Origin of the sequence: Pseudoalteromonas sp. JC3, assembly GCF_030291895.1 — a bacterium.
Classification (GTDB): domain Bacteria; phylum Pseudomonadota; class Gammaproteobacteria; order Enterobacterales; family Alteromonadaceae; genus Pseudoalteromonas.
The window spans coordinates 2,704,518-2,721,469 of sequence record NZ_CP127855.1 but is presented as its reverse complement, the minus strand read 5'-3'; the positions used below and the strand labels follow the sequence as shown (position 1 = coordinate 2,721,469).

Below are 16,952 nucleotides of genomic sequence, written 5' to 3'. Positions count from 1 at the left end.
TTAAGTGACGAAATTGCGGTAAACTTAGAAAAACTTAAGTTATAAAATAAGAAAAGGAACAAGTTATGAAAAAACTGGTTCTCGCGATAGCTGTGGCAGCAACGCTTGCTGGCTGCAAAACATCGCCTACCGGACGCACTCAGTTAGCACTCTATTCCGAGCAGCAAATGGACCAAATGGGTGTTGCAAGCTTTGAACAAATGAAGCAAGAGCAAAAAGTTGATACTGATGCTAAAACCAATCGCTACGTTAAGTGTATTGCAAATGCCTTAATAGCACAACTCCCAGCAAACTACGCAAACCAGCAATGGGAAGTTGTGGTATTTGAAGATGACTCTGCTAATGCATTTGCACTACCCGGCGGCAAAATCGGGGTTCATACGGGGATTCTCAAAGTTGCAGAAAACCAAGATCAACTTGCTGCGGTGATGGGCCATGAAGTAGGACATGTTATTGCTGAACACGCTAATGAGCGTGTATCGCAAAACAGTGTGTTGCAGTTTGGCCTGCAAGCAGGGGCGGCGGTGCTTGAAATGAATAATATCGAATATCGCAATGCCATTATGCAGGGATTAGGTCTTGGCGCGCAGTATGGTGTCGCGCTGCCATTTAGCCGCTCTCATGAAAGCGAAGCGGACGTTATCGGCCTAGATCTAATGGCCAAGGCAGGCTTTAATCCTGAAGGCTCGGTTGCGCTTTGGCAAAATATGGCGAAAATGAGCGAACAGCGTCCACCAGAATTTATGTCGACGCACCCTGCGCCTGAAAATCGAATTAAGCAATTACAAGCAAACATGACAACTGCCCAAGCAACCGCTAACAAAGCGCGTACGGGTGGTTTTGCACCAAGCTGTAAACGCTAATTTCTCAAAACACCAATTACCCTTAAGTTAAGTGTAATTGGTGTTGCCTTCTGTTTCACACATCAGCATAAATAGCCGTAACTCTAGCTCAAGTTGATGATAGTGGGGTTCCATATGCTGACAAAGCTTGTAAAACGCCTTGTTATGGTCTTTCTCTTTAAAGTGCGCTAGCTCGTGTACAACCAATGCTCGTAGCACTGCCTCGGGTGCGTGTTTTAACTGTGCTGCAATGTGTATTTGGTGCGACGTTTTTTGTTTTTGCCCGTGTCGTGTGGTTTTGAACGTATGGGTTCCTAACGCATTCAATACCATATTGTTGCACTTTTCAAACTTGGCCTGCGATACCCGTGGGGTATTTTTTAAGTACTGCTGTCTTAATCCTTCCACATATTCGTAAAGTAGCTTATCGCTTTTGATTTGATGCGGTTCAGGATAGCGGCTTTTGAAAAAAGCACTGAGTCGTTTGCTCTCTATTAATTGAGTGACTTGAGTCTGGATTTGCTCTGAGTAGTTTAAAAAATAGGGATGGGACATTAAAACAGCGCCTCTTGCTTTGCTTCTTTTTCAGCGGGGAATGGATTGCTTACTTGATGATGTATCTCTAAATCTGCAATAAATTGTCTCGCTAAAAATGGCGCATCAAAATTGTCTGCGGTATGGAAAAACACATAAGGTGATTTACCTTCGCTGAGCCATTGATTGAGTTTAGTTAACCAAGGCTGATAAAAGTCTCTATTAGACTCAAGCTGAGAGCAACCAACAAATCGCAGAATAGGGCTGTCTCCAGTGGCAATTGCATGCACAGGTAATCGCGGCTTCTTTTGCTGTGCATCTACTATCGCAGGAGTACTGGCAGGCTCGCTGAAGAGTGCGCGAGTATCCATCACGATGCGGTTGTAGTTATTTTCGATTAAATATTGGTTGTATCTGCGCTCAGCATCGCCTTTGCGGTAAAAGTCCCAATGCCGTACTTCAACACCAACAGTTAGCGCTTTGGGCAACCAAGATAAAAATTGTCGCATTTTATTTATATGTTCAGGCGCAAACTGCGCAGGTAATTGCAGCATTAACACGCCTAATTTAGGAAACAGCGGCGCCATGTTTTTACACCAAGCCAATAATTCATCTTGGCAGTGGCTAAGTGCCATTTCATGACTAAAACGCTTAGGAATTTTAAACGTAAAGCGAAAGTCATCGGGCACTTGTTCTAGCCATTTTAATACGGTCTGCGGATTTGGATCGGCATAAAAAGTCGTATTGCCTTCAACGCTATTAAAAATTTGGCCATACTCTTTGAGCATATTTGTGGCACTACAATGGCTGGAAAATACTCGACCTTTCCAGTGTGCGCTACTCCATTGTGGGCAACCCAGATACAACATAGTGATCAAAACAACGATTAAATGTGTGAATAGTGTATCAGATCCTTAGATTGAGGATGACAATGCAGCGTATTTTTATATAATTGGCGGTTATTGAAAATGAGTCTTAGCGACTGGCTTACCAATACTGTGAATTCATATTGTGTGGTGAGAAGTGATTAGTCGTAAGAGCAAACTGGACTGACAGGAATTTTATGCGCTCTATATACTGCGGAAAACTAAATAAGAGCCATGTAGATCAGGAAGTTGAACTATGTGGTTGGATCAATAAACGTCGTGACCTTGGCGGCCTAATCTTTGTCGATTTAAGAGATAGAGAAGGGCTTGTGCAAGTGGTATTCGATCCTGAAGTGGAAGGCTTAATGGATAAAGCGAATACGTTGCGCCAAGAGTTCTGTGTTCAGATCAAAGGTGTTGTCCGTGCGCGTCCTGAAAGCCAAGTAAACAAAGACATGGCAACCGGTGAAGTTGAGATCTTAGGCACTGGCTTAACCATTATCAACCGTTCAGAACCATTACCGCTTGACTTCAATCAGCAAAACTCTGAAGAGCGTCGTCTAAAGTACCGTTATTTAGACCTACGTCGTCTAGAAATGAGCGATCGCATTAAAATGCGTGCTAAAGCGAGTAGCTTCGTGCGTCGTTTCTTGGATGAAAATGCATTCTTAGACATTGAAACGCCAGTACTAACGAAAGCGACACCTGAAGGTGCACGCGACTATCTAGTACCAAGTCGTGTCCACAAAGGCAGTTTCTATGCGCTACCGCAGTCGCCGCAGCTATTTAAGCAGCTACTAATGATGTCTGGTTTTGACCGCTACTATCAAATCGTAAAGTGTTTCCGTGATGAAGACTTACGTGCCGATCGCCAGCCAGAGTTCACTCAGATCGATATCGAAACGTCATTTATGAGCTCAGACCAAGTTCGTGGCGTGACAGAAAAAATGATCCGTGAAATGTGGCAGTCTTTCCTAGACGTTGATTTGGGTGAGTTCCCTGTGATGCCATACAGCGAAGCGATGAGCAAATATGGTTCGGATAAACCAGACCTACGTAACCCGCTTGAGCTTATCGACGTTGCAGACATCGTAAAAGACGTTGAATTTAAAGTACTAAGTGGCCCAGCGAATGACGAAAAAGGTCGTGTTGCAGTACTATCAGTACCAGGTGGCGCACAACTTTCACGTAAGCAAATCGATGAATATACTAAGTTTGTAGGTATTTACGGTGCGAAAGGCCTTGCTTGGATGAAAGTGAACGACCGTGATGCGGGTATCGAGGGCGTACAGTCACCAATCGCTAAGTTCTTGAATGAAGAAGTGATCAATGCACTGCTTGAGCGCACAGGCGCAAACACAGGTGACATTATTCTATTCGGCGCAGACAAGCGTAATACTGTAAACGAAGCGATGGGCGCGCTACGTCTGAAGATTGGTCTTGATTTAGAAATCACAGATCTAACTAAGTGGGCACCACTTTGGGTTGTTGACTTCCCGATGTTCGAAGAAGACGACGAAGGTAACCTACACGCGGTACACCACCCGTTTACCGCGCCTAAAGGCGTAAGTGCTGCGGACCTTGAAGCAAATCCAGCAGGTACACTTTCTGATGCATACGATATGGTACTTAACGGCTACGAAGTCGGTGGCGGTTCGGTTCGTATTCACAACAACGAAATGCAACAGGCTGCGTTCAGGATCCTAGGCATTGAAGAGTCTGAGCAGCAAGAGAAGTTTGGTTTCTTACTTGATGCTCTGAAGTATGGCACGCCTCCGCACGCAGGTTTGGCATTCGGTCTTGACCGTTTGGTGATGCTACTGTGTGGCACTGACAACATCCGTGACGTTATTGCGTTCCCGAAAACGACGCAAGCGTCGTGCTTGATGACTGATGCGCCAAGCCCTGCAAACCCAGATGCGCTAAAAGAGCTTGCTATCTCAATAGAAAAGCAGTTAACAGAGCAAGGTGAAGGCGAGTAAGTTCGTCAACCTGATGTAAAAGAGGCGACTTAGGTCGCCTTTTTTGATCAGATGAACTAGCTTATAACTGGTAATCTATACAGTATTTTGGCATTATAACCAAAAAACCAAGAGACGATGCGTTTGGCTGTCATTTTAGGAATTGATCCGGGGTCAAGATTTACAGGCTATGGTGTGATTGCTCACCAAGGTGCAAAGTTCCAATATTTGGGGAGCGGTTGCATTAAAGTTGGTGAACATGACTTTCCCACTCGATTAAAAATGATCTATCAAGGGATCACACAGCTCATAGAGCAGTTTTCGCCGAGCGACTTTGCGATTGAGCAAGTGTTCGTTGCGCATAATCCAAGCTCAGCCTTAAAACTTGGTCAAGCGCGAGGTGCGGCCATTGTTGCAGCGACCATGCAGTCAGTGGTTGTGAGTGAATATTCGGCAAGGCAAGTTAAACAAGCCGTTGCGGGTACCGGTGGTGCAGACAAAGCCCAAGTACAGGAAATGGTAAAGCGCATATTAAAATTGCCAGGCACACCCCAAGCTGATGCAGCAGATGCGTTGGCGGTGGCGATTTGTCACGCGCACTCAAGGCAAAACTTAATAAAAATGGCAGGCGCAGCGCGTAAAACCGTAAGAGGAAGGTTGAGATAACGATGATAGGAAAATTAAGCGGAACACTGTTAGAAAAGCAGCCACCAGAGATATTAATTGATGTTGCAGGTATAGGTTATGAGGTACAAATGCCAATGACCTGTTTTTATAAATTACCGAGCGTGGGCGAGCCGGTTTCCGTATTTACTCACTTTGTGGTGCGTGAAGATGCGCAGTTACTGTTTGGTTTTAATACCAAGATAGCACGTGCATTGTTTCGCACGTTAATTAAAGCAAACGGAGTCGGTCCAAAGCTCGGACTTGCAATTTTGTCGGGCATGTCGGCAGAGCAATTTGTTAGCTGCGTGAATCATGGCGATGCAACGACTTTGGTTAAGATCCCAGGAGTTGGTAAAAAGACCGCTGAGCGCCTAGTGCTTGAAATGAAAGATAAGCTAAAAGACTTTGGCAATGACTTACTCACACCGTTTAGCGATGCCGCTGTACTTGCGCCGCAAGAGCATCCGACGGTAAGTGATACCCCAGCAGATGAAGCGATTGCAGCCTTAATGGCATTAGGGTATAAACAAGTTCAAGCACAAAAAGCGGTAAAAGCCGTAAACAGAGAAGGCATGACGACCGAGAGTATCATTAAAGACGCTCTTAAATCGATGATGTAACTATGATTGAAGCAGATAGATTAATTGAACCTGAGATCCAAGGTAATGAAGATTTAGTTGATAGGGCGATTAGACCTAAATTACTAAATGATTATACCGGTCAGCCGCATGTCAAAAAGCAAATGGAAATTTTTATTGCGGCGGCACGTTCAAGACAGGAAGCCTTAGATCACTTGCTGATATTTGGTCCACCGGGTTTAGGTAAAACCACGCTTGCGAACATTGTCGCAAACGAGCTTGAGGTTAATATAAAAACCACCTCGGGACCTGTGCTTGAAAAAGCGGGAGACTTGGCCGCATTGCTCACTAACCTTGAAGAAGGGGATGTGTTATTTATTGATGAGATCCATCGTTTAAGCCCTCAGGTGGAAGAAATTCTCTATCCCGCTATGGAAGACTACCAATTGGACATCATGATTGGTGAAGGCCCTGCAGCACGCTCGATTAAACTGGATTTACCGCCTTTTACTTTGGTTGGCGCAACGACACGTGCCGGCTCATTAACCTCACCATTAAGAGATCGTTTTGGTATTGTGCAGCGCTTGGAGTTTTACTCGGTTGCGGATTTGTCTTCGATTGTGACTCGTTCAGCGCATCATTTAAATCTAGAGATCAGCGAGTCGGGTGCAACTGAAGTGGCGCGTCGAGCGCGCGGTACACCACGAATAGCAAACCGGTTACTACGCAGGGTAAGAGACTTTGCTGAAGTGAAGGGTGATGGCTCTATCACTGAAGAGATTGCACACTTGGCGCTGGATATGGTCGATGTTGATAAATGTGGCTTCGATTATATGGATCGCAAATATCTGCTGGCAATCATAGAAAAGTTTACCGGTGGCCCAGTTGGTCTTGATAACCTTGCTGCGGCGATTGGAGAAGAAAAAGAAACCATCGAAGATGTGATAGAACCATTTTTGATCCAACAAGGCTTTATTCAACGCACGCCAAGAGGACGTATTGTCTCTGATAAAGCCTATATGCATTTTGAGCTAAGCAAGCCAGAATAATCCAAGCTGGGTAACAAACACCTTTGTTCTTCATAGCCGAGTATTCACTCGGCTATTTCATTTCTACATTAGAGTTTTGCAAATCACGTTTGCATAAATCCATAATTTTGTATCAGCTCAATTCAAGCAAGATTCATTACCGCTGAAGTAATTTACCTGTGTGTTATACGTTGCTTAAACTATTTGTAGATTGCCTCGTCCTTTAAACCAAGTGCTAAATAAAAACCGCAAAATAATCGAGTGTTAAAGAAAACGAGGAGCGTAATAAGGGGCGTGCACCAAATTTCAGGCAAAAAAAAGCCCGCAAATAATGCGGGCAAAACAACAAGTTGAAGGAAGTAATCCAGGGAACAAGATGAGTTACTTTGGGTTTTATCCACAAAATGCATCATCTAAGCAATACGAAAAATCAGAATCCTATTGCAAGTAACTGTGCTTTGCTGAAACTTCAGCTGCTCGCTCAGTACAGGGTGTATATTAAAGAGGTTTTGGTTTTTCATCAAACTAGAAAAATTCTTTTTTCAGATAAAAAAAACTAATATCAGAATTTTTATTGAGGCTAAAAAGTGAGCTTAAATGTGGCGATGTATTTGTATAAGTTCATGTAAAATATGGGGTTGTATGTTAAATGCGCAAAATGTAAATATTAGATAATCTGTTGTTAATTGGTAAGACCAATCTGTTTTTTGAGGTTTTATTCTCTATTTGTGCATAAAACTCCTATTTTATGCAGTTTTGGGTCATATTTAGAGACTGTGATGGAGATTGCCGAATTTGCTTAAGTTTGGGTAAAGCAAAGGGAGTTACACTGTTTTGCTCTATTTATCGTCAAATACAATGAATTCGCAGTATTGAGATTGTAAGGTATTTGTAGTGTGGTTAAACTAGCTGAACCTTTTGGTAGTAAATCTAGTCTATCTCTAGATATTGCTCAGTAGAGCGCAAGAATATAAATGGCTACCATTGCCGAAACACTTTTGGGAGTATAATAACGTGGAATCGGGACTAAATTTTGTCGATCTAATTTTAAAAGCCAGTTTTTTGGTACAACTTGTAATGTTGACCCTGGTGGGATTGTCTATTGCTTCTTGGGCAATTATTTTTCAACGTAAAACTGTCATTTCTCAAGCCCAAAGCCAATCAAAGAATTTCGAGCAAAAATTTTGGTCCGGTATGGATCTTAGCAAACTCTATAATGAAATAGCTGCAAGGGCTGGTAGTGCAACAGGGTTAGAAGCGTTATTTGTATCCGGCTTTAAAGAATTTGCAAAGCATAAAAAAGGCAATATCCAATCTCCTTCGATTGTTGTTGAAGGTACTCACCGTTCAATGCGTGTCGCGCTTTCTCGTGAAATTGAAAAGTTAGAATCGAGCCTCTCTTTCTTAGCGACAGTTGGCTCTATCAGTCCTTATATCGGTCTATTTGGTACTGTTTGGGGGATCATGAATGCTTTCATCGCGCTTGGCGAAGTGAAACAAGCGACACTGCAAATGGTTGCACCAGGTATTGCTGAGGCGTTGATTGCAACAGCCATGGGTCTGTTTGCGGCAATTCCAGCGGTTATGGCGTATAACCGATTTGCCAAAAATGTAGAAAAGCTAGAAACTCAGTACATTAACTTTATGGAAGAGTTCGCTAACATTCTTTATCGTCAGGCTGCAACACAAGTAGAGGCAAAACAAAATGTATCAGCGTAAGAGACGTCGTCCCGTCGCGGAGATCAACGTCGTTCCTTATATTGATGTTATGTTGGTGCTGTTAATCATTTTTATGGCAACGGCTCCACTTATCCAACACGGCGTAAAAGTAGACTTACCTCAGATGGAAGAGTCTGAATTGGTTGAAACCAAAGACTCGCCACCGATTATTGCCACCATTGATGCTGAAGGTCGCTATTTTGTTACTGTCGGTACCGATCCTGAAGCACCGATGGATGCCGTAGAAGTAGCTGCGGTGATTAAACTAAAGTTAGAACAAAATCCAGATACTCCTGTGATGATCAAAGGTTCAGGCAGAGTGTCATATCAAGAAGTACTCTATTTAATGGACTTCTTGAAAAAAGCGGGTGTTCCTTCTGTTGGCTTAATGACTAAATCATTTGAGGATGAGTAATGAGTTCATTATCTAGCAGCGTAGTTAAGTCAGTATTGCTTCATGGCGCGATTGGCAGTCTGCTATTTGCTACGGCAAATTTTCAAGTTGAAACACCTACTGTGATGGAAGTCACCTTAAATCCACAGCAGAAAGATCAAAAGCCTGAAAGGGCGGTTTCTGCAGTGTCGGTTGATCAGCAAGCGGTTGAGAAAAAGATTGCTGCTTTAAAAAAGCGTGAAGAAGAAAAGCAAGCTGCTGAAGATCGCCGTATTCGCGATCTTGAACAGCGAGCACAGCAAGCTAGAAAAGACCGTGAAGCCGAAGCTCGGCGCATAAAAAAGCTGGAGCAAGAGCGTCAAGCTAAGTTGGAAGAGACTCGCCAAGCTGAGGCGCAAGCTAAACGCGCTCGCGAAATTGAGAAAAAGCAACGTGAACAGGCTGATAAAGCGAGAGCTGAAAAAGCCGCTGCGGAAGAAGCTGCTAAAAAGGCTGCTGCCCAACGCCAAGCTGAGGAAGATCGCTTAAGAAAGGCCGAAGAGGCGAGGAAGCGTCGCGAAGCTGAGGAAAAACGAAAAGCGGAAGAAGCGGAGCGTCAACGTCAAAAGGCACTTGAAGAACAAATGCTGCGTGACCAGCTTGCCAAAGAGCAGGCAGCAAGAGCTAAGATCCGTCAACAGCAAGTATTGAGCGAAGTGGATAAGTTTAAAGCGCTTATTATGCAACGCATTCAAGCAAACTTGCTTATTGATGAAACAATGAAAGGTAAACAATGCCGAGTAAACATTCGTCTTGCCTTTAATGGCCTTGTGACGCATGTAGAGTCATTGGGTGGCGATAAGCTTGTATGTGAAGCCGCTATCCGTGCTGTGAAAATGGCAGATACTTTACCTGTTTCTAAAGATAAAGACGTGTTTGAACAGCTTAAGAATATCAATTTAACAATTAAACCAAATTTTTAAAGGACGAACATGCTAAAGAAGTTCACAACCTTATTGCTGGTTTTTACTCTGGGTGTTTCACAGTTTGCGCAAGCCGCACTTGAAATTGTGATAACAGAAGGGGTAGACAGTGCTAGACCCATCGCAATTGTACCATTTAAATATAATGGCACTGGTGAAATGCCGTCGAGTTTAAGTGACGTTATTTCTGCAGACTTGATGCGCAGCGGTAAATTTAAGCCTGTTGCCGAGGCTGACATGCCTCAATTACCAACAACTGACTCGGAAATCGACTACGCTGCATGGGTCGATGCAGGGGTTGAAGCGGTAGTTGTAGGCACCGTGACCCAGCAATCTGCTGGACGTTACTTGGTAAAGTATGAACTGATTGACGTGATCAGAGCACAGCTGACCGGTGGTGAAACTCGCATAATGTCGAATGGTCGCTTAATGCAAAGCGACGATCATGTGCTTGAAGGACGCCAAAGTATTGTTAGCAGTACAGGCTTTAGAAATTACGCGCACCAAATTAGCGACGTAGTATATGAAGCTTTAACAGGTGAGCGAGGCGCATTTAGAACTAAGATTGCCTACATTATCGTGCGTGACGGACAGGATAAGCCATACCAATTAGTTGTTGCCGATTATGATGGTTACAACGAGCAGGTGTTATTGCGCTCAAAAGAGCCGTTAATGTCGCCTGCTTGGTCGCCAGATGCAAACAAACTTGCGTACGTGACTTTTGAAAATCGCCAATCCCAAATTTACATTCAAGATATCTATACAGGAAAGCGTGAACTGATCACTAGCCATCCAGGTATTAATGGTGCGCCACAGTTTTCTCCTGATGGAACTAAATTACTTGCGGTACTCTCTAAGGACTCAGGTGGTGCGACAGAAGTTTATCTAATTGACCTTAAAACTCGTCAAGAAACACGCTTAACTCGACACCGTAGTATAGATACTGAGCCTTCTTGGCACCCAAACGGTCAAGAAATTGTGTATACATCTGAAAGGGGTGGTAATGCTCAGATTTATAAGTTAAATTTAAAAACTGGTAGGTCTAAGCGAGTGACGTTCGACGGCGACATGAACTTAGCAGGTTCGATCACACCAGATGGAAAGCGTCTGATTATGGTTAACCGCACGCTTGGCCGTTACCACATTGCGAAAAAAGAATTAGATTCCGGGCTGTTTCAAGTTCTCACTCGTACGAGATTAGATGAGTCTCCGAGTATTGCACCAAATGGCTCGATGATAATATACAGCACCTTGCACAATAATAAGCAGGTATTGGCATTGGTGTCTATGGATGGTCGTTTTAAGGCAAGGTTACCTGTCTTGGATGGCCAAGTTAAGGCACCAGCCTGGTCGCCGTTTTTACAGTAATTTTGCTGGTTAGATTTATAAAGATATAGGAATATACTCGATGCAACTTAACAAAACTCTAAAAGCCTTAATGGTCGCGTTGCCAGTGATGACACTTGCAGCATGTAGCTCATCTTCAAGTGTTGACGAGGGCGCGGCGAGCGAAAGCAATCAAGCGGCAACCAATCAAGATAATAACACTGTTGACGTAAACACTATTTCTCGTGAGAAATCAGCAGAAGAAAAACTACGAGAGAAATACGAAGCACTACGTCAAGAACAGATCGTATACTTCGATTTCGATAAATCTACTATTCAGAGTAAGTACGCCGAATTACTTCAAGCGCACGCTGATTTCCTAGTGAAAAACCCAAGTGTGAAAGTACTAGTAGAAGGTCACGCAGACGAGCGTGGTACGCCTGAGTACAACATCGCGCTAGGTGAAAGCCGTGGTAAGGCAGTAGCTAAGTACCTTCAAAGCCTTGGTGTTTCTGACAGCCAAATTTCTGTAGTGAGCTACGGTGAAGAGAAACCTTTAGTGAAGTCACGTACAGAAGAAGCATTCGCTAAGAACCGCCGCGCGGTATTGGTGTACTAAGAAAGAGTTATTATGAAGCCGAATACTATTTTGGCAGCATTCTTACTCATGAGCGGGAGCGCCCAAGTTTGGGCTGCTCCCGCTCCTGTTTCAGAAGCTGCAAATTCAAATCAAACACTGGAAGAACGCGTCTCTCAACTTGAGAGTATGATGAGAACTCGCAATTTGCTACAGGCTGAGCTACAGCAGCAACTTAACTTGCTGCAAGAAGAAGTAAGCCAAGTACGCGGTGTGACGGAAGAGCAAAGCTATAAGCTTGAAAAAGTGCTACAACGTCAACGTGAGTTGTATCAAGAGATTGAAAATCGCGTCAGCCAAGCCTACGACCAGTCACAATCGACCGCAGTCGCGGTAACGCCAGATGTTACGCCCGAACAAGCATTTAGCAGTAATCTATCAGAGAATGAAGCGTACGACCGTACTGTAAACATGATAATGAAGGATAAGCGCTACGATGCGGCGATCCCTGAGTTTCAAAGTTTCTTGCAGCAGTATCCAAACTCAGTATATGTGCCGAACGCGCATTACTGGTTAGGTCAGCTATTCTTAATAAAATCTGATGATGGTAAAGCTAAGTCTCATTTCGCAACCGTAGTTGATAATTTCCCTGAATCGAATAAACGTCCAGAAGCGATGTTAAAGCTGGGTACTATTTTACATAAACAGGGACAAGCAGCAGAAGCGAAGACACTCCTTAATAAATTGATTAAAGAGTATCCAAGTACGACGCCTGCAAAATTGGCAACAGAGCGTTTAGCGAAGATGTAGTTATCACTTTTTGAGCTGAGTGCCTTAAAATTAGGCGCTTAGTCATAAAAAGTGAAAAAAACTAGCTATTTCAGTTGCACTCAAAATTTAAATAAGTATTATAAGCGCCCGCAGCAGGCGATTGGTAACAAAAAACTGCTGCGTTAAGTGGGTCATTAGCTCAGTTGGTAGAGCAGTGGACTTTTAATCCATTGGTCGATGGTTCGAGTCCATCATGACCCACCACTTATAAGCTTTAGAATTCATGTTTGAGCGGGTCATTAGCTCAGTTGGTAGAGCAGTGGACTTTTAATCCATTGGTCGATGGTTCGAGTCCATCATGACCCACCACTTATAAGCTTGCGAATTCGATTTTGAGCGGGTCATTAGCTCAGTTGGTAGAGCAGTGGACTTTTAATCCATTGGTCGATGGTTCAAGTCCATCATGACCCACCACTTATAAGCTTACGAATTCGATTTTGAGCGGGTCATTAGCTCAGTTGGTAGAGCAGTGGACTTTTAATCCATTGGTCGATGGTTCGAGTCCATCATGACCCACCACTTAATAAGCTTGCGAATTCGATTCTGAGCGGGTCATTAGCTCAGTTGGGTGAAAAAAGACCGAAGCATCGCTTCGCAGCTTTTTGAACGCGAGTCAGGACGACGAGCCGGAACACCTCTTCAGGATGAATTAATGGCACTTTTAATGCTTGAGCGGGTCATTAGCTCAGTTGGTAGAGCAGTGGACTTTTAATCCATTGGTCGATGGTTCAAGTCCATCATGACCCACCACTTTACAAGCTTTATAATTCATATTTGAGCGGGTCATTAGCTCAGTTGGGTGAAAAAAGACCGAAGCATCGCTTTGCAGCTTTTTGAACGCGAGTCAGGACGACGAGCCGGAACACCTCTTCAGGATGAATTAATGGCACTTTTAATGTTTGAGCGGGTCATTAGCTCAGTTGGTAGAGCAGTGGACTTTTAATCCATTGGTCGATGGTTCGAGTCCATCATGACCCACCATTTTACAAGCATACGAATTCAATCTTGAGCGGGTCATTAGCTCAGTTGGGTGAAAAAAGACCGAAGCATCGCTTCGCAGCTTTTTGAACGCGAGTCAGGACGACGAGCCGGAACACCTCTTCAGGATGAATTAATAGCACTTTTAATGCTTGAGCGGGTCATTAGCTCAGTTGGTAGAGCAGTGGACTTTTAATCCATTGGTCGATGGTTCAAGTCCATCATGACCCACCACTTTACAAGCATACTAATTCAGTTTTGAGCAAGTCATTAGCTCAGTTGGGTGAAAAAAGACCGGAGCATCGCTTCGCAGCTTTTTGAACGCGAGTCAGGACGACGAGCCAGAACACCTCTTCAGGATGAATTAATGGCACTTTTAATGCTTGAGCGGGTCATTAGCTCAGTTGGTAGAGCAGTGGACTTTTAATCCATTGGTCGATGGTTCGAGTCCATCATGACCCACCATCCTCTTATTCTTCATATATTATTCAAAATACTTTCTTAAACTCGCCATTTAGAGCTAAACAATCGCTAGGATTACCCCTGTATTTTTCGTATAATTCCACCTAATTATGCAATGTGGACTAGTGGTCGAGAAATGAGTCTAGCTGAACGTATTATGCCGGAAGATTATATCTTCCCTCCAAAACCTGCCCCTCTTACCGTTGAAGAAAAAGCAGAGTATAAAGCGCGTATCAAAGCGCTATTAGTTGAAAAGAATGCGGTACTGGTTGCCCACTATTATACTGATCCTGAGATCCAAGCACTTGCTGAAGAAACTGGCGGCTGTGTTGCTGATTCATTAGAAATGGCACGCTTTGGCGCTAAGCAAGAAGACAAAGACATGATCATCGTAGCCGGCGTGCGCTTTATGGGCGAAACGGCAAAAATATTGACACCGCACAAAACCGTTGTGATGCCAACACTCGAAGCAACTTGCTCGTTGGATGTAGGTTGCCCTATCGACGAGTTTTCTGCGTTTTGTGATCAATACCCAGACAGAAAAGTGGTGGTATACGCCAATACTTCAACTGCGGTAAAAGCAAGAGCGGATTGGATTGTCACCTCTTCTTGCGCGCTTGAGATTGTTGAGCACCTTGATGAGCAAGGTGAAAAAATTATCTGGGGTCCGGATAAGCACTTGGGTTCTTATATTCAAAAGAAAACAGGCGCCGATATGATCATGTGGAACGGTGCGTGTATCGTTCATGATGAATTTAAAACCAAAGCCCTTAAAGACATGAAGCAGCTACATCCTGACGCTGCGGTACTGGTTCACCCTGAGTCTCCTGCGGAAATCGTAGACTTAGCAGATGCAGTAGGCTCAACGAGTCAGTTAATTAAAGCTGCGCAAGAAATGGATAATCAGAAGTTTATCGTTGCTACCGATCGCGGTATCTTCTATAAAATGCAGCAACTTTGCCCTGAGAAAGAGTTCTTCGAAGCACCAACCGCCGGTGAAGGCGCTACATGTCGTAGCTGTGCCCATTGCCCTTGGATGGCAATGAATGGCCTACAGGCAATTGAAGAAGCGCTTATCAGCCCACAGGGCAAAGAAGTCTTCGTTGATATGGAATTGCGTGAAGGCGCACTACGTTCGCTCAATCGCATGCTAGATTTTTCTGCATCCTTGCAGAAATAGTAGGATTAATAGACAAATAGATCCTAAAAGCAAAAAACTGCTTGATAAAGTGCGAGGCTTTTCATAGTATTAGCCCCGCAATTCAGTGCGGAGAGATGGCTGAGTGGCTTAAGGCGCACGACTGGAACTCGTGTATACGTTTATAGCGTATCGAGGGTTCGACTCCCTCTCTCTCCGCCATTCCTTTTTTATTCAAATCAATCACCTACTAGAAGCTGCTCGTACTTTTGGGGACATTTTGGGGCTATGAAAACCCTAAACTTCGTTTTTATTTCCTCAATACAGCGCATCTTAAAAAGCCATTCTGGCTTACGTCATTTTTATTTAAAATATCTTTGCTTGTGCATTTAGCCTTAGATTATCGGTTGGAGTTGCAGACAGCACAGCCATCCGAATTTGAGGTGGGTATCTATGATTTATTTTAACTTAAATGTCTCAGCGATAGATATTAAGTCAAACGAACATAAGGTGGAGATAACTTCGCTATCTTATTTACAAAAATACGAAATGCCCGCTTTAAGTTTAAGTAATTACTTTTCTATAAGCCATTCGAACCAGAGTGATTTCTGAGTATCGGGGTCGGTTTGTAGGTGGAATAGGGTATCAAATTGAGCGGGCTTGAACTCAATAGGCGGTGCGAGCACTTGAGTATTTTGCGTTAAGGTTACGCCATTTTTCCGTCCTTTTTCGGTTACCTCACAGACCCCGTTTTTGCATGTCACATCCGGTTCTGGGAGGGAAATACTTTCTTCAGATTGGGTCATGACATAGCGCTCGTTGATGCTACTTGCCTCGGTGAACGTTTTAAATTCCGTTGCTGAGTCACTGGTCGCAATACCGGCTGTTACTTCTGCTATATGTGCCAGAAACTGGTAGCTGCCTTGGTGAGAGAGTGCGCCAAGGCCTGGGTCTGTGATAAAAGATACAAAGCCCGCGTCCAGAGCACTGGAAGATAGTGCACCATTATTCATCAGGCGATCTATAGAGGCTTGATCTCTTTGCGTAAATCCGACAGTGAGCTTTTGGCCTTCGGTATTAAAATGCCCCTCGTTGAAATTACTGAGTAATTTGCCGTCATCATGTCGTCGGTAGTTTCCTATGTCACTAGCAAGTTTTTGAATATACTCGAAATCTATGCCACTTTTTTCTGCATATTCATACATATCAGCCAGCATAAATCTGTCTTTATGAGTCAAGAAGTCATAGTTGCTTCGTTCTAAGTTATGTGAAGACATCCCTTCAGCGCCATTGTGCACTTTAGGTTCATTGCCAGCAAACAGATCTGTAACCATTAGGCTATAGTAATGCTCAGCTTGATTGCTCATTGTATGCGCTGATAAGTTCATGTCTTGGAGCGCTGACTCGAAGTGTGACTGTGCTTGCGAAAGATAATCATCAGGGAGCATAGCTTTACCGAGTTCTGAGAATGTCTGGCTATGTGTGTATAGCGCAGCTTCAAATGATGTCATTGCATTATCATCATTGAGGGCGTTCCGCTTCAGCTCAGACAACGCTCGTTGATCAAGTGCATGCCACTTTTCGTAAGCAGCAGTCTTCTCTGCTTTTGAAAAGGTATTACTGGGATCCATGGCGATAGTCTCCAGTTGAGGTTTTGACAGTTGCTCAAACTCCCACTTAGCCGAATTAATCTCTTCTTGATTGCTTTGCGCTTGCCACGTTAAAACGTTGTTATTCTGTGGAAATGATTGCTGATTTAAACGAGCTGCGTCAATCGCCTGTTGTGCTTCTTTTAGTTTCACAGCCAATGAAGAAACAGACACCTGTGTATTGCGTGCATTGTTCTGGTTGGTATCCGTATTCGAACGATATGAGGTAGCAGGCGAAGCTTTGGTTTTAGCATGCCATTGGGTATTTGATATATCCATATTGTCTGTCCCTGTGCTTACTTAACCCTTTCTTATATGAAGGGTTAAGTCAGCATTCGTTAGTAAAATAGTAGAAAGAAACATTTTTCTCTCTGTTTGGTTTTATATAGTTGAGACTACTTGATGCATTTACATGATGTATTATTGGTGCTAAAACATCCG

The 16,952-nt window shown here is 43.7% G+C and carries 15 protein-coding genes and 9 tRNA genes; 21 read left to right on the top strand and 3 right to left on the bottom strand.

Annotation, left to right across the window (positions count from 1 at the left end; translation table 11 throughout):
* Positions 1–65 precede the first annotated feature (65 nt).
* Positions 66–863 (top strand): M48 family metallopeptidase, encoded by a 798-nt coding sequence (locus QSH61_RS11455; protein ID WP_010377574.1) that lies wholly within the window; start codon positions 66–68, stop codon positions 861–863.
* 27 nt (positions 864–890) lie between these two features.
* Here QSH61_RS11455 and QSH61_RS11450 read toward each other — a convergent pair whose 3' ends face one another.
* Positions 891–1,397, bottom strand: a complete 507-nt coding sequence (locus tag QSH61_RS11450; protein WP_206470998.1) for a M48 metallopeptidase family protein — start codon at positions 1,395–1,397, stop codon at positions 891–893.
* On the bottom strand, positions 1,397–2,245 hold the full coding sequence (locus tag QSH61_RS11445; RefSeq protein ID WP_158299115.1) for a DUF72 domain-containing protein: 849 nt from the start codon (positions 2,243–2,245) through the stop codon (positions 1,397–1,399). The genes QSH61_RS11450 and QSH61_RS11445 overlap by 1 nt, the downstream gene beginning before the upstream one ends.
* 194 nt (positions 2,246–2,439) lie before the next feature.
* On the opposite strand from QSH61_RS11445, the gene aspS reads away from it, so the two are divergent.
* The 20 genes from aspS to QSH61_RS11345 all read left to right on the top strand — a co-directional run bounded on the left by aspS (position 2,440) and on the right by QSH61_RS11345 (position 15,084).
* Positions 2,440–4,224: an aspartate--tRNA ligase gene (aspS, locus tag QSH61_RS11440; RefSeq protein ID WP_102057037.1), complete on the top strand. Its 1,785-nt coding sequence runs from the start codon at positions 2,440–2,442 to the stop codon at positions 4,222–4,224.
* Positions 4,225–4,347: 123 nt separating this feature from the next.
* Entirely contained in the window at positions 4,348–4,869 is a 522-nt protein-coding gene (gene ruvC, locus QSH61_RS11435; RefSeq protein WP_010605128.1) for a crossover junction endodeoxyribonuclease RuvC, read from the top strand.
* 2 nt (positions 4,870–4,871) lie between these two features.
* On the top strand, positions 4,872–5,489 hold the full coding sequence (gene ruvA / locus QSH61_RS11430) for a Holliday junction branch migration protein RuvA (RefSeq protein WP_206470997.1): 618 nt from the start codon (positions 4,872–4,874) through the stop codon (positions 5,487–5,489).
* A 2-nt stretch (positions 5,490–5,491) separates the two neighbouring features.
* Complete coding sequence (gene ruvB / locus QSH61_RS11425) at positions 5,492–6,496, top strand: Holliday junction branch migration DNA helicase RuvB (RefSeq protein WP_010605126.1); 1,005 nt, start codon at positions 5,492–5,494, stop codon at positions 6,494–6,496.
* 993 nt (positions 6,497–7,489) lie between these two features.
* A complete protein-coding gene (gene tolQ, locus QSH61_RS11420; protein ID WP_010605125.1) occupies positions 7,490–8,194 on the top strand; it encodes a protein TolQ in 705 nt (234 codons plus the stop codon).
* Positions 8,181–8,609, top strand: coding sequence for a protein TolR (tolR, locus tag QSH61_RS11415; RefSeq protein WP_010377593.1), 429 nt, complete (start codon positions 8,181–8,183; stop codon positions 8,607–8,609). The genes tolQ and tolR overlap by 14 nt, the downstream gene beginning before the upstream one ends.
* Positions 8,609–9,550 carry a cell envelope integrity protein TolA gene (tolA, locus tag QSH61_RS11410; protein ID WP_206470996.1) on the top strand — a complete coding sequence of 314 codons (942 nt, stop codon included), beginning with the start codon at positions 8,609–8,611 and terminating at the stop codon, positions 9,548–9,550. The genes tolR and tolA overlap by 1 nt, the downstream gene beginning before the upstream one ends.
* 9 nt (positions 9,551–9,559) lie before the next feature.
* A complete protein-coding gene (tolB, locus tag QSH61_RS11405) occupies positions 9,560–10,918 on the top strand; it encodes a Tol-Pal system beta propeller repeat protein TolB (protein ID WP_010605123.1) in 1,359 nt (452 codons plus the stop codon).
* Positions 10,919–10,958: 40 nt separating this feature from the next.
* Entirely contained in the window at positions 10,959–11,495 is a 537-nt protein-coding gene (gene pal / locus QSH61_RS11400) for a peptidoglycan-associated lipoprotein Pal (RefSeq protein WP_010605122.1), read from the top strand.
* Positions 11,496–11,507: 12 nt separating this feature from the next.
* Positions 11,508–12,263 (top strand): tol-pal system protein YbgF, encoded by a 756-nt coding sequence (ybgF, locus tag QSH61_RS11395; protein WP_206470995.1) that lies wholly within the window; start codon positions 11,508–11,510, stop codon positions 12,261–12,263.
* Between the two features lie 149 nt (positions 12,264–12,412).
* Positions 12,413–12,488, top strand: a tRNA-Lys gene (locus tag QSH61_RS11390).
* Positions 12,489–12,517: 29 nt separating this feature from the next.
* Positions 12,518–12,593: transfer RNA gene (locus QSH61_RS11385), tRNA-Lys, on the top strand.
* A gap of 29 nt (positions 12,594–12,622) precedes the next feature.
* Positions 12,623–12,698: transfer RNA gene (locus tag QSH61_RS11380), tRNA-Lys, on the top strand.
* Positions 12,699–12,727: 29 nt separating this feature from the next.
* Positions 12,728–12,803 (top strand) — tRNA-Lys (locus QSH61_RS11375).
* A 155-nt stretch (positions 12,804–12,958) separates the two neighbouring features.
* Positions 12,959–13,034, top strand: a tRNA-Lys gene (locus QSH61_RS11370).
* 155 nt (positions 13,035–13,189) lie between these two features.
* A tRNA-Lys gene (locus tag QSH61_RS11365) sits at positions 13,190–13,265 on the top strand.
* Between the two features lie 155 nt (positions 13,266–13,420).
* Positions 13,421–13,496: transfer RNA gene (locus QSH61_RS11360), tRNA-Lys, on the top strand.
* A gap of 155 nt (positions 13,497–13,651) precedes the next feature.
* Positions 13,652–13,727: transfer RNA gene (locus tag QSH61_RS11355), tRNA-Lys, on the top strand.
* A gap of 133 nt (positions 13,728–13,860) precedes the next feature.
* Positions 13,861–14,904: a quinolinate synthase NadA gene (gene nadA / locus QSH61_RS11350; RefSeq protein ID WP_010605119.1), complete on the top strand. Its 1,044-nt coding sequence runs from the start codon at positions 13,861–13,863 to the stop codon at positions 14,902–14,904.
* Between the two features lie 89 nt (positions 14,905–14,993).
* Positions 14,994–15,084: transfer RNA gene (locus QSH61_RS11345), tRNA-Ser, on the top strand.
* Positions 15,085–15,434: 350 nt separating this feature from the next.
* Here the strand turns inward: QSH61_RS11345 and QSH61_RS11340 are convergent.
* A complete protein-coding gene (locus QSH61_RS11340) occupies positions 15,435–16,790 on the bottom strand; it encodes a hypothetical protein (RefSeq protein WP_206470994.1) in 1,356 nt (451 codons plus the stop codon).
* Positions 16,791–16,952: the final 162 nt, after the last annotated feature.

Bases quoted from the DNA above. Each gene is read 5' to 3' on its own strand.
- pal (WP_010605122.1), top strand. From the start codon at position 10,959: ATGCAACTTAACAAAACTCTAAAAGCCTTAATGGTCGCGTTGCCAGTG.
- tolB (WP_010605123.1), top strand. From the start codon at position 9,560: ATGCTAAAGAAGTTCACAACCTTATTGCTGGTTTTTACTCTGGGTGTT.
- ruvB (WP_010605126.1), top strand. From the start codon at position 5,492: ATGATTGAAGCAGATAGATTAATTGAACCTGAGATCCAAGGTAATGAA.
- ybgF (WP_206470995.1), top strand. From the start codon at position 11,508: ATGAAGCCGAATACTATTTTGGCAGCATTCTTACTCATGAGCGGGAGC.
- QSH61_RS11450 (WP_206470998.1), bottom strand. From the start codon at position 1,397: ATGTCCCATCCCTATTTTTTAAACTACTCAGAGCAAATCCAGACTCAA.
- QSH61_RS11340 (WP_206470994.1), bottom strand. From the start codon at position 16,790: ATGGATATATCAAATACCCAATGGCATGCTAAAACCAAAGCTTCGCCT.
- tolR (WP_010377593.1), top strand. From the start codon at position 8,181: ATGTATCAGCGTAAGAGACGTCGTCCCGTCGCGGAGATCAACGTCGTT.
- ruvA (WP_206470997.1), top strand. From the start codon at position 4,872: ATGATAGGAAAATTAAGCGGAACACTGTTAGAAAAGCAGCCACCAGAG.
- tolA (WP_206470996.1), top strand. From the start codon at position 8,609: ATGAGTTCATTATCTAGCAGCGTAGTTAAGTCAGTATTGCTTCATGGC.
- nadA (WP_010605119.1), top strand. From the start codon at position 13,861: ATGAGTCTAGCTGAACGTATTATGCCGGAAGATTATATCTTCCCTCCA.
- QSH61_RS11445 (WP_158299115.1), bottom strand. From the start codon at position 2,245: ATGTTGTATCTGGGTTGCCCACAATGGAGTAGCGCACACTGGAAAGGT.
- aspS (WP_102057037.1), top strand. From the start codon at position 2,440: ATGCGCTCTATATACTGCGGAAAACTAAATAAGAGCCATGTAGATCAG.
- QSH61_RS11455 (WP_010377574.1), top strand. From the start codon at position 66: ATGAAAAAACTGGTTCTCGCGATAGCTGTGGCAGCAACGCTTGCTGGC.